This is a genomic window from Bartonella henselae str. Houston-1 (assembly GCF_000046705.1).
GTDB classification, from domain to species: domain Bacteria; phylum Pseudomonadota; class Alphaproteobacteria; order Rhizobiales; family Rhizobiaceae; genus Bartonella; species Bartonella henselae.
This window is the reverse complement of record NC_005956.1, coordinates 377,569-391,840: the sequence shown is the minus strand read 5'-3', so window position 1 is coordinate 391,840 and position 14,272 is coordinate 377,569. Positions and strand designations below refer to the sequence as shown.

General features: G+C 43.4%; 15 protein-coding genes. 13 read left to right on the top strand and 2 right to left on the bottom strand.

From position 1 onward, the window contains the following. Positions 1–3,144, top strand: coding sequence for a DUF4815 domain-containing protein (locus AYT27_RS01655; protein WP_011180257.1), 3,144 nt, complete (start codon positions 1–3; stop codon positions 3,142–3,144). A 14-nt stretch (positions 3,145–3,158) separates the two neighbouring features. Further along, positions 3,159–4,484, top strand: a complete 1,326-nt coding sequence (locus AYT27_RS01650) for a Bgr_08870 family protein (protein WP_011180256.1) — start codon at positions 3,159–3,161, stop codon at positions 4,482–4,484. A gap of 295 nt (positions 4,485–4,779) precedes the next feature. On the opposite strand, the gene AYT27_RS01640 is transcribed toward AYT27_RS01650, so the two are convergent. After that, complete coding sequence (locus AYT27_RS01640; RefSeq protein WP_011180255.1) at positions 4,780–4,959, bottom strand: hypothetical protein; 180 nt, start codon at positions 4,957–4,959, stop codon at positions 4,780–4,782. Positions 4,960–5,046: 87 nt separating this feature from the next. Here AYT27_RS01640 and AYT27_RS01635 point away from each other — a divergent pair, with 87 nt between their 5' ends. Continuing rightward, positions 5,047–5,376 carry a HigA family addiction module antitoxin gene (locus AYT27_RS01635; protein WP_011180254.1) on the top strand — a complete coding sequence of 110 codons (330 nt, stop codon included), beginning with the start codon at positions 5,047–5,049 and terminating at the stop codon, positions 5,374–5,376. 45 nt (positions 5,377–5,421) lie between these two features. On the opposite strand, the gene AYT27_RS01630 is transcribed toward AYT27_RS01635, so the two are convergent. Continuing rightward, positions 5,422–5,943, bottom strand: a complete 522-nt coding sequence (locus tag AYT27_RS01630) for a Rha family transcriptional regulator (RefSeq protein ID WP_011180253.1) — start codon at positions 5,941–5,943, stop codon at positions 5,422–5,424. Between the two features lie 469 nt (positions 5,944–6,412). On the opposite strand from AYT27_RS01630, the gene AYT27_RS01625 reads away from it, so the two are divergent. The 10 genes from AYT27_RS01625 to AYT27_RS01575 all read left to right on the top strand — a co-directional run bounded on the left by AYT27_RS01625 (position 6,413) and on the right by AYT27_RS01575 (position 14,218). Next, positions 6,413–7,645: a phage tail sheath subtilisin-like domain-containing protein gene (locus AYT27_RS01625; RefSeq protein ID WP_011180252.1), complete on the top strand. Its 1,233-nt coding sequence runs from the start codon at positions 6,413–6,415 to the stop codon at positions 7,643–7,645. Beyond that, entirely contained in the window at positions 7,645–8,151 is a 507-nt protein-coding gene (locus AYT27_RS01620) for a phage major tail tube protein (RefSeq protein WP_011180251.1), read from the top strand. The genes AYT27_RS01625 and AYT27_RS01620 overlap by 1 nt, the downstream gene beginning before the upstream one ends. Position 8,152: 1 nt before the next feature. Next, complete coding sequence (locus tag AYT27_RS01615) at positions 8,153–8,437, top strand: phage tail assembly protein (protein ID WP_011180250.1); 285 nt, start codon at positions 8,153–8,155, stop codon at positions 8,435–8,437. Further along, the gene (locus AYT27_RS09545) at positions 8,434–8,550 is read left to right on the top strand and encodes a GpE family phage tail protein (RefSeq protein ID WP_075320635.1); all 117 of its coding nucleotides are present in this window, start codon (positions 8,434–8,436) and stop codon (positions 8,548–8,550) included. The genes AYT27_RS01615 and AYT27_RS09545 overlap by 4 nt, the downstream gene beginning before the upstream one ends. Next, a complete protein-coding gene (locus tag AYT27_RS01605) occupies positions 8,547–10,847 on the top strand; it encodes a phage tail tape measure protein (RefSeq protein ID WP_011180249.1) in 2,301 nt (766 codons plus the stop codon). Before AYT27_RS09545 ends, AYT27_RS01605 begins: the two co-directional genes overlap by 4 nt. A gap of 5 nt (positions 10,848–10,852) precedes the next feature. Next, positions 10,853–11,233, top strand: a complete 381-nt coding sequence (locus tag AYT27_RS01600) for a phage tail protein (protein WP_011180248.1) — start codon at positions 10,853–10,855, stop codon at positions 11,231–11,233. Next, entirely contained in the window at positions 11,230–11,454 is a 225-nt protein-coding gene (locus AYT27_RS01595; RefSeq protein WP_011180247.1) for a tail protein X, read from the top strand. Before AYT27_RS01600 ends, AYT27_RS01595 begins: the two co-directional genes overlap by 4 nt. Then, positions 11,451–12,758 (top strand): contractile injection system protein, VgrG/Pvc8 family, encoded by a 1,308-nt coding sequence (locus AYT27_RS01590; protein ID WP_011180246.1) that lies wholly within the window; start codon positions 11,451–11,453, stop codon positions 12,756–12,758. The genes AYT27_RS01595 and AYT27_RS01590 overlap by 4 nt, the downstream gene beginning before the upstream one ends. Positions 12,759–13,069: 311 nt before the next feature. Next, positions 13,070–13,618 (top strand): phage antirepressor Ant, encoded by a 549-nt coding sequence (locus AYT27_RS01580; RefSeq protein WP_011180245.1) that lies wholly within the window; start codon positions 13,070–13,072, stop codon positions 13,616–13,618. Between the two features lie 27 nt (positions 13,619–13,645). Beyond that, the gene (locus AYT27_RS01575; protein ID WP_011180244.1) at positions 13,646–14,218 is read left to right on the top strand and encodes an antA/AntB antirepressor family protein; all 573 of its coding nucleotides are present in this window, start codon (positions 13,646–13,648) and stop codon (positions 14,216–14,218) included. The last annotated feature ends 54 nt before the right edge of the window (positions 14,219–14,272 follow it).

The following is a 14,272-nucleotide window of genomic DNA, read 5'->3' as shown; positions in this document are numbered from 1 at the left end:
ATGAAACATGAAAGCGGACTACCCTTTGCAATTGATAGATCGGTAGGCAAAGATGAACAACAAAGCGTGGTGTTTTATGGCAGGCGCTCTTTTCTTCAAGGTGGTGAACTCAATGAAATGCAAACCATCATAAGGGGGCGTCATGACCGTTTGGGGCGCCTTGTGGCACAAGAAGGAGACCGCGTTGAACGAGCAGATGCCTTTGTCAATAAAGACACAAAAACCGTTACCTTAACGGAGGGCAAGATTTATATCGCAGGCGATATCTTTCCCGTCTCAAATGCTGTCTTGGAGAATATTTCCATGATGGGGCGCGTGGAAATCGGTGTAAAGTTGCAAAAGAAATGGGTGACATATGAGGATGATCCAGAACTGTTAGGACAAGTTCCAGGCTCCTTGGCAGAAGGAGAGCCCGGGGCGGCACGCGAGGTCGCAAAACTTGTCTGGGCTCTCAAAGATGATGACCAGAAAGGGACTTTTTTTCCGGTCTATATTTTGCAAGATGGTGTTTTGATTGATCAAAAATCCCCCTCATTACTTGAACCCGCTATGCAAGCCATTGCAACGTATGATCGCGCCCATGGACACTATATCGTGGGGGGATGCCGTGTCACAGCTTTGGGGCAAGAGGGACAAAAGCAAGTGTTCAGTATTCAAGAGGGAGAAGCCAATATCAATGGTTTCAAACGCAAGCGTTTGGCTGCTTTGCGCTATGAAGAACTCGAGGATTTTTCGACAAGTGCCGTTCCTAGTGAAACCCATATTTTTGCACCTCCAAAGGGCAAGACAAGCTTTACCTTTAAAACCTATTACGCTCCCATTGCTGCTGTTCATTCCCTTTTGTTGACGAAAGAAAAAACCGTGACAATAACCCGCGGTGCAGTTGCCTCCGGGCGTGATGGGGTGGCGGACAAAAGCATCACCGCTTTTATCAAAATTGTTCAAGGAACCAGGGAATTTAAAGAAGGCAAGGATTTCAAAAAAACCGGAGACACCATTGATTGGGCGCCCATGGGCGATGAACCACTCCCCGGCAGTAGTTATAAAGTGACCTATCGATACCGCGCGAGCATAAAAGCGGATAAAGTAACAGCGCAGGAAATCACCGTCTCAGGAGGGGCTGAGGGAGGTGATATCATTGTAAGCTACACTTATAAACTCCCCCGCATTGACCGTATTGGTCTCAACACAGGAGGCAATGTTGTCTATATCAAAGGCGTCTCGGCAGACCAACCCATGGCACCCAGTGTCCCGGATGATGTGCTCTCCCTTGCTACCATTACCAACAATTGGCTTAGCACCCCCCAAGTGGCTAATGATGGCACGCGTGTTGCGCCTTATGATGAGATGTGGCGTTATTTTCAACGGGTGCTCTCTCTTGACCGCCTCATGCAATTAGAGCGCATTAAAAGCAATGTTGACTCTAAAGAGCCCGTTGCCAAAAAAGGCATGTTTGCAGACCCTTTTCTCGATGACAGTTACAGAGACGAAGGTTTTGAACAAACAGGAGCTATTGGTCATGGCATTTTACAGCTTGCTATTGATCCAACCTTTTACACCGCTCACCTGACCGCACCCATCACCCTTGACTGGACAAATGAAGTGATCATTGCACAAGAATTGACAACGGCTTGCGAAAAGATCAACCCCTATCAAAATTTTGCGCCTTTGCCCGGGACTGTTACCTTGAACCCCGCAACAGATTTTTGGCATGAACAGCGCACCGATTGGCTTTCAAGTGTCACCAATCAACTCAATATGGGATGGAATCGCGGGAGAACTATCCGTAACACGGAAGTACGTGATGACCTCATCAATGAGACTCGAGAGCAAATCGATTTTTTAAGACAAATTAAATTGAATTTTAAGATTGAAGGTTTTGGTCGTGGAGAAATCTTGGACAGTCTTACCTTTGATGGCGTGAATGTCTTGCCAACAAGCCGCCTTGTTGCCGATAGCAAAGGCACCCTTGAAGGGAGTTTCAAGATTCCTCCAAACATTACGGCTGGTACAAAGAATGTTATAGCACGAGGGAAAGGTGGAACAACAGCAACGGGGCTTTTTACCGGTCAAGGGGTGATTGATGTAAAGGTGATGCGACGTACCACCACAGTGAAAATATGGACACAAGTAGACCCGCAAGCCCAAGTCTTTACTCCCGATGAAACACGACAAATCACAGGGATTGATTTCCATCTTTGTAAAATAGGCAATCAAAACCATGATCTGGTGATTGATTTGGTCACTACCGAAAACGGTTATCCAACCGCTGATATTCAAGCACAAACCTCCTATTCAATGAAGGGTGCAAAGGAAGGGTGGACTGGCGCACGCTATGATGTACCCTTAACCGTCCCTGATGATCGTCTGACCGCCTTTGTCATTAAAACCGATGATGCGGATCATTCCGTATCACTGGCTAAACTTGGGGATTTTGATAAAGACAGCCAAAGATATGTCTCAAGCCACCCCTATGTGACGGGTCCGCGTTTTTCTTCTGTCAATGCGCAGAGCTGGAGCGCCCATCAAGATGAAGCATTAGCCTTTCGGGTGTTGGCTGCACGCTACAGGCAAACAGAAAAGATGGTTGATTTAGGCACCTTTGATCTTGTGGATTGTTCTGATTTGCAAGTGCGTGCAGCTGTCGAATTGCCTTCAAGCGATTGCTCTGTCATCTTTGAAATTGAACGCAACAACGGCACGATTTACCAACTGCTACCCTTTCAATTGCTAAGCCTTAGCGAATATATCAGTGAAAAGGTCAAGCTTCGCGCCATTCTTAAAGGCACAGAGAAGCTTTCACCGGTGTTATTTGCCCCGGTTCAGTTGATTGCAGGAAAGATTCATAAAACAGCAACTTATATCACGCGGGCTTTTGCCTTTGGGGAAAAGGCAAGATTGACCAGCTATATCAAAACCTTCTTGCCGGGCGGTTCCTCTTTCACCCTCGAGATGCAACTGGATGATGGTACCTTTGTCCCTTTAAAACTCGACGAAACAGAACAACTTGCTGAACCACTTTGGACAGAACGCAAATTTATCAGTGGTGACAAAACAGCACGACAAGCACGCCTTAAAATCACGCTTACCGGTGGACCTGCTGCACGCTCCATGGTGCGTGATTTTGGCGCCGGCATATTATGAGGGGAAAATGAGAGATGACAAAAACCAAAAAACTCGACATGGAATTGCCTAAAGAGGGGCGTTTTATCAGTTCTGAATTCCCTATTTTGCGTGAAAACTTGACCAAGATTGATCAGGCAATAGCGCAAGTTGAGAAAAAAATAGACGAAAAGGCACCTTTACAACACACGCATACCATAAGCGAAATCACAGATCTAGAAAGCGCTCTCAATGGTAAAATGGCAGCGGATAAAACCTTCACTTTTGCTGATTTAAGCGATATCGAGGGAGCAAAAGATGCTGCTAACAATTATGTGCTCTACAAATCAAGCAACAATAACTTTACCTTTGGCAGTGCTGTCTCCCTGTTAGGTGCGCACCAACATAAAACCGAAGATATCGTGGGGCTTGATGATTTTAGAGCCAAAATCAATCAAGATCTGACAAGCTATGGGCGCCTAGCAAATCCAAATGAATGGCGGAATTACAATAAATTTACCAGCAAAGTCACGATGAGTGGTGGCTTAGAGCTATTAGGAAATTCTCCGTTTAGCCTCACCCATAATAATGAAGTGGTCACCAACCTAAGCACAAAGGGAAGCTTGCTTAAAGGACCTTTAAAAGTCGATGGTGATCTTGTTTATACCAAGGCGCAAGTGGATGCTTTATTAGATTCTTTAATCAAAAAACGTAAAGAAGAATACGTTGAAATTACCATGCTGCAGAGTGGCAATATTCCCTGGCCTGACGGTGTCTCAGATGATACGGAAATTGAAATTACGGCTTGGGGAGCTGGCGGTAGCGGTGGTCAACGTGGAGGTGGTGGTGGCGGTGAATGTGTTACTCTAAAAATTCAAAAACGCCAATTGCAGAATAATGACGTGATAACGATAGGAAAAGGCGGATATGGGAATGGTGGGAATGGTGGCAATACATTAGTGGGGTCTGTTCTTACAGCTCGCGGGGGCAAGGGAAATAACGGTTATATTGGTGGGAATAGTGGCGGTGGTGTTTCAGGTGGTAGTGGCTCTATGTCCAACAACGAGAGTGGTTTTTCAGGAAAAAGCCATGCATGGCATGGAGGAGGAGGCGGTGGCGGTGGTACCAATAATGGTCGTGGTGGCAATGGGGGGGATAGTAGCTATGGTGGTGCAGGTGGAGGTGGTAGTGGAGGTGATGGTCGTGTACCTAATAATGGAGGGAATGGTGGGAAAAGCCAGTATGGTGGCAATGGAGGAAACGGCGCTGAATTAGGCAAAGGCGGTGGCGGTGGCGGCGGGTATCGAGATGGCGAGGATGGAACAGCAAGTGGTGCTGGACGGGGTGGAGATGGTGCAGTTAAATTAAAGGTTTTTGTATAAGTTTTTAAAGGCTTTATATGATTTTCAAAGCCTTTTTATTGATCTTTCAAAGCCCTTTTAAAGGTTTTTTTTGACTGACAGTGTCAGACTTATGAAAGGGAGCTCTTGTTGTTATGTTTTCTCCATTGATTTGGAGAGCAAAATGGCAATAGAATTTAAACTTCGTATTCACTTTATTAAGGATGGTAAGAGATCTGAGTTTTTAGCAATATTTGATCAGACAGTTATTGGTGTGGTTGTAAAATCCTTGATGTTGACGTGCAAGTTTATTCCCTCCATGAGTTTGTGCTTCTCTTTACGCATGAGTTGGAGAAACAGGATAGTGTTCGGCTTCATAAGCTTCAATTAATAATACAAGAGCCTCCATTTGATCAAATTCGGGAGTCCCCTCTTGAGGTTGATTATCAAACATTGCAGACACAATTTCTAAGGCTTCTTGATAATCTTGTTCAGTGCGAATAGGCTTGATGTTCATTTTTTAAATTTCTTTAAATGATATAATATCAATGGCATATTGTTTAAATTGTAACGGTTTTAAAATTAATTGCAAAGAAGACTATCCATGACCACACGTAATCCTAATCGTTGTCCTTCTCATCCAGGAGAAATTTTAGCTGAATCCTTAGAACATTTAAATGCAAGCAAAACCGAAATTGCTAGGATTCTTCAAATATCACGCCAGCACTTGCACGGTATCCTTAAAGGAGAACGTCCAGTCACAGCCGTAACAGCAGCTCGCATTGGTAAATTGTTAGGAAATGGACCAGCCCTTTGGCTACAGCTTCAAGCCAATTATGATACATGGCATGCCTTGAGGGACATTGATGTCTCTTCTATTCCAACACTAACAGCTAATGAAGTAGATACGCAAATGGAACATAGCCATTCGTAACCTTCTCCCCACCTTTAAAGACGAGGAGATAAAGCATGTTTCACCTTAAGCAGCTTTTACAATAGTTTTTTCTAAAACTTGCTTGGCTTCTTCAACAAGCGTTTTATAATGTTTACTCTCTTCTACTAACGTAAAGGCTTTAACAAGATGCATATGGAGAGGTCCATAAATGTAGACAGCTTTTTCAGTCGCTCCCATTTCATTCCAGTTGCTAGGAAAATCAAACCGTGTATCGCGGTCATTATCAATCAATTGATTTCTTAAATCATAAAAAGCTTTAACGAGAGCTTTTTTAAATGCGCGCACCGTGTCATTATTGCGCATATAAGTCATGAGTAAGGTTGCTTGTGGTTCATTGAGAATAGCAACTTCTCTCTTTTGACCGCCTTTACCGTCTCTTTTACTCACTTGGATTTCAAATCCAAGTGAACCAAACTCTTCAAAATCCTTACGATTATTGCGTACTAACTGTATAACTGTTTTATGCGTATTCCCCACACCCTCGGCAATTTTTAAAGAAGTTGTAACAGCAATACCAGCACTATCGATTGTTACTAAATTGTTCATGATGAACTCCTAATGGTTTTAATGTCTCTATTGACACCCCCAAGGGTGCCGGGCGTTAGAAACACGGCCATTAGTCCGTCGCTATGCCTTCCCCTCGTGAGAAGGTATTGTATAGTATAGCTACACCCGACAAAATCGTTATATGCCAATAATAGCATAAAAGACAATCAGTATTTTAAATGCATGGGAGAGATCTTACGTGACCTATCCGCTAATGGTTTAGTGTTTCTAGCACTTGTGATTCAGGTAACATGAGGGTTTATTAGTGTCAATATACTTTTAAAAAATTATTTCACATATTGTTGTTTTCAAAGGATCGCATTTGAAATGCTACCCTTTACTATTCACTCGCATTTGAAATGCGAGTGAACCAAAATCCTGATGATTTGCTGTTTTAAAGGGTGCGATTTCAAATCCAACCCTCATTTTTCCCCATTCATTTCTAGCCAATATTTCAAAGGAGTATAAAATGGCAACAGGTTTTTTACACGGTGTTGAAGTCGTTGAGGTTGACGACGGCACCCGCCCCCTTCGTGCAGTTCAGTCTGGCGTTATCGGAATTGTTGGCACAGCACCCGATGCCGATGAACAAGCCTTTCCTCTTAACACACCGGTTTTGGTAGCAGGCTCTCTTTCACAAGCCGCAAAACTGGATAGAACAGGAAAACGACGCGGTACATTACCCAATGCCCTTGATCTCATTTTCAAGCAAGTGGGCGCAATTGTCGTTGTCGTACGCGTGCAAGAAGGTGACAACGAAAATACAACACTCACCAATATTCTAGGTGGTGTGAACGCAAATGGCGCTTATGAAGGTGTTCATGCTTTCATTGGAGCACAATCCATTGTAGGACAAACACCACGCATTCTGATTGCTCCAGGATTTACGAATAAGCGTACTACAACTGATTTATCAATAGAAGGACTTGATTATCAAGACGAACCACTTGTGACAGTTGAAAGTTATGGGATAGCAGCAGAATTGATTGGCATTGCCGAGCGTTTGCGCGCCATTGTGGTGCTTGATGCACCCAACACAACAGATGAAGCAGCTCTTAGCACAGCAAAGGATTTTGATTCAAAGCGCGCCATTCTCATTGACCCGTTTGTAAAGGTGAATCGTGATGGCAAAATCATAGAAGAACCAGCAAGTGCAGCGGTTGCTGGTGTCATTGCCAAAACGGATTTTACCCATGGCTTTTGGCATTCCCCTTCCAATAAAGTGATCAATGGCATTGTGGGAACTGCGCGCCCCATTGATTTTTCCATTGGGGACAGATCAAGCCGTGCCAACCTTCTCAATGAACAAAACATCACAACCATTATTCGCGAAAATGGCTATCGTCTCTGGGGAAATCGCACGCTCTCAAGCGATACAAAATTTGCTTTTTTATCCGTGGTGCGCACCGCAGATATGATCAATGATGCTATTTTGCGCGGACACCTATGGGCTGTCGACCGCAATATCAAAAAAACGTACATGCATGATGTCAGTGAAAGCGTTAATGCCTATTTGCGTGATTTGAAAGCACAAGGCGCTATTCTTGGTGGGCGTTGTACACCTGATCTAGAGCTTAATACAGCAAGCGCCATTGAAAGCGGCAGAGTCTATTTCAATGTGGAATTTACCCCGACAACACCCGCAGAACACATCACGTTCCGTTCACAAATCATCAATGATTACCTAGAGGAGATCTTTTAATGACAGTACCTGTTTTACCAAGAGTTTTGAAATATTTTAACATTTTTGTCGATGGCATTCCCTATCAAGCAAAATGTGAAAGTGTCACCCTACCGAATTTGAGTTTGGTCGTTGAAAATTATCGCGGCGGCGGCATGGATAGCTCTATTGAAGTTGATCTTGGTCTTGAAACTCTCACGCTTAGCATGACCATTTCTGATTGCTCTCCAGAATTAATGGCACTGTTGGGACGCACGGATGTCAACATCTCATTGCGCAGTTCAATGCAAGCGCAAGGCACACCCGCAGAAGGTGTTGTCATGACCATGAGAGGACTTTGCAAAGGCTTTGAAATGGCAGAATGGCAACCGGGAGGCAAAGCAACTTCTACAGCAACATTCACATTGCAATATTTCAAATATGTCCAAAAGGACGTTGAAATTGTTGAGATAGACGTCCTCAATCTCATCAGAAAATTCAATGGCGTCAATCAACTCGCAGGCCACAGAGAAAACATAGGATTATAAAATGACTATACAACAAAGTGTTACCCATCAATTGCTTATCCCTATTACCTTTGAAGGAAAAGAGCACACCACAATTACCTTACAGCGCCCCAAAACAAAAGATTTGCAAGCCATTGATAAAAAAGAAGGCGTAGAGCAAACAATCGCTATGATCGCACGCCTTTCTGGATGGCCGCATGAGGCTATCAGTGAACTCGACATCAATGATTTGTCAAGCATTGGAGAGATCTTGGAGTCTTTTATCAAACGGCGGGATACCTCGACTGGGAAACCGCCGCAAAACTGATAGCCGATATTGCCATTGTGTTCCATTGGTCCCTTTCAGAGATGATGGAAATGGAACCACAAGAACTCATATTCTGGCGAAAACAAGCAGCAGAAAGGTATAAGACAAAATGAGTGAAAAAGTTGCTGATGCAAAGGTGAAATTGTCTCTTGAAGACGAACTCACCGCACCTCTTAAACGTGTACAAAAGCAATTTGATACATTGTCAAAAAAATTATCCCATAGTTTGGGTATTCCGCGCTTTTCTGCTGCTGTACAAAACATGACAAAAAGTCTTCATGGTGTTCAAGGTGCTCTTAGCACAGCGGCAAGTCGTGCTTCGGTCTTTACCGGTGTCTTAGGGCTTGCTGGAGGTGGTCTTGTGGCAAGTGTAACTGCCCTCACCATGAAAACCATGCATCTGGGCGATAGTCTTCACCATGCCTCACACCATTTAGGTATGAGTGTTGCATCACTTCAATTATGGGGTGATGCCGCCGATAATTCAGGATATTCTGCCGAACTCTTTCAACAATCCTTGGCAACTTTAAATAGGCGTTCAGCCCAAGCATATGCCGGACAAAAAAGAGGCATGATGGGCTTTGACGCGCTTGGCATTTCTGTCAAAAACGCTTCTGGAAAACTCAAATCAAACTCCGTTTTGTTGGAAGAAATTACCGACAAGATGAGTAAGATGAAAAATCAAGCACAAAGACAGCATATTGCTGCTCTGCTGTTTGGGGGTGATGGTAAAGAGATGGCATCCATGCTCTCACAAGGCATGGCGCCCATCAAAGAGCTGTTTGCAAAAGCGAGAAAAGGAAAATGGCTGATAGGTGCCGATGTTGCACGCTATGCCGCAGATTTGAGTGACAAGCTTGGTGCCTTTAAGAAAAAAATAGGGGGTATCGCGAGCTTTATTGGTGCACGTTTCATGCCCGTGATCAATGATATGGTTGACGGTTTTTCAAAGTTGATTGATGAAAACCGTGACCTTATTCAAACAACCGTTGCGCGCTGGGCGAAAACCTTAAGAAAAGTCTTACAAGATTTGCTTAATCCTACCTCTGATTTAAGAAAGGGCATCAGTGATCTCACAGAGAGGATTAAAGGCTGGTTTCGATGGCTAGAACCTCTGATTGGTGAAATAACTCTTTTCAAGGTGGGGCTTGTAGCTCTTGGTTCCTTCATTTTTGGTCCACTCATTGCCGCATTAGCAGCCGTGGGAGCTGCTTTTGTTAGCCTTGGTATCACAATCATGACGACGCCTATTGGCTGGATCATTGGTGGTATTACAGCTCTTGTTGCTGCCGGATATTTGCTCTACAAAAATTGGGACAAAATCAATGGCTGGCTGCTTACATCACTAGCCATAGTAAGCGCAGTTTTTATCAGGCTTGCTTTTGCTCTTTCAGGACCAGTGCTTGCGGCCTTCACTTCCGTTGGTTCTAAAATTACCGGTCTGGCTGTAAACCTTGGAAAATCCCTGCTCTCAAAAATAGTCGCAGCAGATAAAGCTTTTATTAGATTTTCTGCTACTCTGGGAAGATCACTGCTTTCAGCATTAGCCTCAGCTGCTTCCGCAGTTGCCAGTCTTGCTTTAACTCTTGTAGGTACACTGATTTCGGCAATAACTGCCGTTGGTTCTGCTTTTATATCGCTTGGTGTTGCTATCATGACCACACCTATTGGCTGGATACTTGGCGGTATTGCAGCTCTTGTTGCTGCCGGATATCTGCTCTACAAAAATTGGGACACAGTCATAAGCTTTATAAGCAAGTTATGGGATTCTTTTGCAAGCTTATGTAGTAATGCTTTCAATAACCTCTTTGCGCTCTTTAAAAACTTTTCACCACTCTCTTGGATTTCGAAAAAAATCAATGAACTCATTGAATGGCTGTTCGGTGTCGATTTAATGGCCGCAGGAACCAATCTGATTAACGGACTTTGGGAAGGTATCAAAAGCAAATGGAACGCTCTGTCTGACTGGCTTAGCGGCATGATGCGTAAATTAACCAGTTGGATGCCAAATTGGATGAAAGAAAAGTTAGGGTTTAATGTTTCAATCAACAAAACTTCAACGGAGACCATTAAAACCTTTACCGAAGAAACCAATACACGAGCAAAAAAAATGCTCGATACAGCCGTGGTTACAAATACCCCCCCTGAAAAACGCAAGAGTGGTTTTAATACAGGCATAGTCGAAGCAGGACAAATGCAGGCTACAAATACAAAAGTGGGCGCCTTCAAAGCTCCCAAGCCCATTACGGTTCATAAGCCAGTAGAAATCGATGCCCGCGTGATGATTTCAAATTTAAATATTTCCGTCCCCAATGGTTTAAAGGACGAAATCCGCGCCGCTGTCAATCAAGCCCTTGAACGCTATGCCAAACAGCAACGCTTGGCTATCGCCTCTAGCCTTTCGGATTAAACATCATGATGTTAGCTTTGGGTGGTTTTATTTTTTCCATTGAAACGGCCGCTTATCAAACCCTTGACATGTCTTATGGCATTCCATGGGTGGAGCAAGGGCGATTGGGGCGCAAAGCAGCACTTCAATTGCCTGCCGTTGCAAATGCGGAATTTTCTTTAACCGGTGTGATCTATCCAGATTTTAAAGGCGGTCACGGACAAATCGAGTATTTGCGACAAATGGCACATAATGGTCCTCATATCCTTGTGACGGGTCAGGGGAAAATTTTAGGAAAGTTTGTCATTCTTTCTGTAGAGGAAAAACAAAGCATTTTTCACCAAAATGGGACCCCCAAAAAACAAGAATTTACAATAAAGTTGAGAGAATATGGTGAAGAGCTATGAGTGATCTTTACGTGACAAAAGAAGGCGATATGGTTGATGCCATTTGCTGGAGATACTATGCCAAGGGTCAACAAGCCCTTGCTGTTGAACGCGTTTATGCAGCAAACTTTGGTCTTGCAGACTATGGACCCATCTTAAAAGCAGGCATCACAATCGTTTTGCCAATCCTTCCCTATCCTAAAGCCACACCGGTCATTAGAATTTGGGGCAGTCAATCATGAAACCTTTTTGCACAGTGATGGCAAATGGAGAGGACATCACAAGAACGCTGATGGACTATGTTTTGTCGATTGAAATTACGGATGAAGCAGAAGACAAAAGTGACCGCATCACCATAGAGCTTGATGACCGTGCCCGTGAGTGCGACAATGGCTTTCTTGATATCCCTCTCATCGGAACAATCATTTCTGTCACACTTGGCTATGAAGGCGGTAAAAACCGCGATATGGGAGCCTATCTGATTGATGAAATCTCTGTAAGCAGCCCCCCACAAAGTTTAAGCGTGACAGGACGCGCCGCCTCTATGAACACGTCTTATAGAACACCCAAAAGCCAATCCTATCACCAACAAACCCTTGGCAATATTATTCAAGAGATAGCAGAGCGCAATGGCTATACACCAAAAGTTGATCCTGCTCTTGCAAAAATTGTTGTGCGTCACATTGATCAAACTTCTGAGAGCGATATGGCTTTTGCCACACGCCTTGCAGAAGACTATGATGCGGTAGCAAAACCCGTTGATGGCAAACTTGTTTTAGCTAAACGGGGCGAAGGCAAAGCCATCACTGGTGAAACACTCCCCGTTGTTGTTATCCATGAGAAACTCTGCAGCTCTTGGGATTTTAAATACAGCGCACGGGATGAAGCAGGAGCAGCCAATGGCTTAGCAACAGAGGCAGGAGATGATCAAAAAGCCGCCGCTGATGCACGAGAACCAGAAGAAGTTGAAGAAGGCGAAGATGTTATCCATATGGACGAAAGTGACGCCCCCAATTTGCCTAAAGCAGAAACGGAAGCCAAAACACCTGAAAATCAAGAGCAAGATGAAGAGAAAAAAGGCGGTGTACTTGCAAGCTATCATGATATCCGTACTGGTGAAAAAAAGGAAGTCAAGGTTGGCAAAGCACCGTTTCATGAACTCAAATACACCTACCACAATCAATCAGAAGCTGTTGCAGCCATTGCGGCTTATCGCAATAAATCATCGCGTGGGAAATCTTCTTTCTCATGTGATATCGGAGGTGATCCCTTTGTGCAAGCAGAAGCCAAGCTTGTTCAAGAGCCCCCTTTCCGCCCCTATATTCCAGCAGAATGGCGCATAAAAAGCGTTAAACACAAGCTTGATAAAACAGGTGGTTATACCACAAAAATAGATTGCGAGCTTTTTGATGAAACCCAAGAAGATGCGGCTGGAAACGTTGCAAACACCACACCAGATAAAGATGATACCCTTGATCCAAACGCCCCCCCTAACGCATGTGATGAAGGCGAAGGCGTAATCCATATGGATGAGGAAGATAGATAAATCAAATTAGCAAAAATGTAAAAAATCTCGAAAGCCGCTTGACAATGTAGCGACAATATGAATAATCGAATCAGGTGCCTCAAAAACACCTTGACGATAAGCGGGTGGATTGCCGAAACAGTCTTTTTTCCGCAGATTAAAAGCTTTGACTCATTATATGCGTATAGCATATAAATGGCTTGTCGGGTGTGGTTATGCTATACAATACCCCTTGGGGGAAAGCATAACGACGGACTTATCGCCGTGTTTTTGAGCACCCGGCACTCTTTTATCGAGTGTCAATCAAAAACATTTAACGATAAGGAGTTCTCATGAACACTCTTATTCCGATATCGGAACAAACTGTTGGACAGGAAACTGTTCAAACTGTTAACGCACGTGATTTGCATGTATTTTTGGGAATTACATCAAAGTTTGCAGACTGGATTAAAAATCGCATTAAAGAATGTAATTTTCGAGAAAATATAGACTTTATAGGTTTTTCTAAAAATTTAGAAAAAGGTGGGCGTCCAAGCATAGAATACCACATTACCTTAGACATGGCTAAACACCTTTCTATGATAGAGAGGAATGAGAAAGGACATGAAGCTCGTCAATATTTTAATTTTTTATTTGACAACATGTCAATATTATGTCTATTGTCGAATCAGGTGCCTAAGAAACACCTTAAATGCATAGCGGATGGATTGCCGAAACAGTTTATTTTCCGCACATTAAAGGCTTTGACTCATTATATGCGTGTGGCATATAGTGGTTTTGTCGGGTGTAGTTACGCTATACAATACCCTTATGGGAAAAGCGTGACGACGGACTATGCACCGTGTTTCTTAGCACCCGGCACTCTTTTTGAGTGTCATTAAGAAACGTCTAACTGCATAGGAGTTCACATGAACACTCTTATAGAAATATCAGAACAGGTTATTGATCAAGAAACTGTTCAAACGGTCAATGCGCGTGATTTGCATGCATTTTTGGAAATAAAGTCTGAATTTAGAAATTGGATTAAAAACCGCATTAAAGAATGTAAATTTCAGGAAAATATAAACTTTGTAACTGCGGTAAATTTTTACCGGGGTGGAAAAGTGAAAGAATACCACATTACATTAGACATGGCTAAACACCTTTCTATGATAGAGAGGAATGAGAAAGGACATGAAGCACGTCAATATTTTATCAAATGTGAACGGCTTTTGAAACAAGTAGCAACACCACAAGTTGACTACTCCAAACCTGAAGCATTACTTGGTGTCTTGAATCATTTGCAAAGCCAAATCGAGCAAAAGGATAACACCATTGCCGAATTGACTCCAAAAGCAGAGGCTTTGGAAGGTTTAAAACGTTCGGATGGGCTGTTCGGTCTTATTGAAGCAGCGAAGATGCTTGAAGTACGACCAAAGGATTTAACGGATTATTTTTATAAAAATATTACATTGCAACTTGACAATGTGGCAACAATATGAATAATCGAATCAGGTGCCTAACGAACACCTTAAACCAATAGCGGATAGATTGCC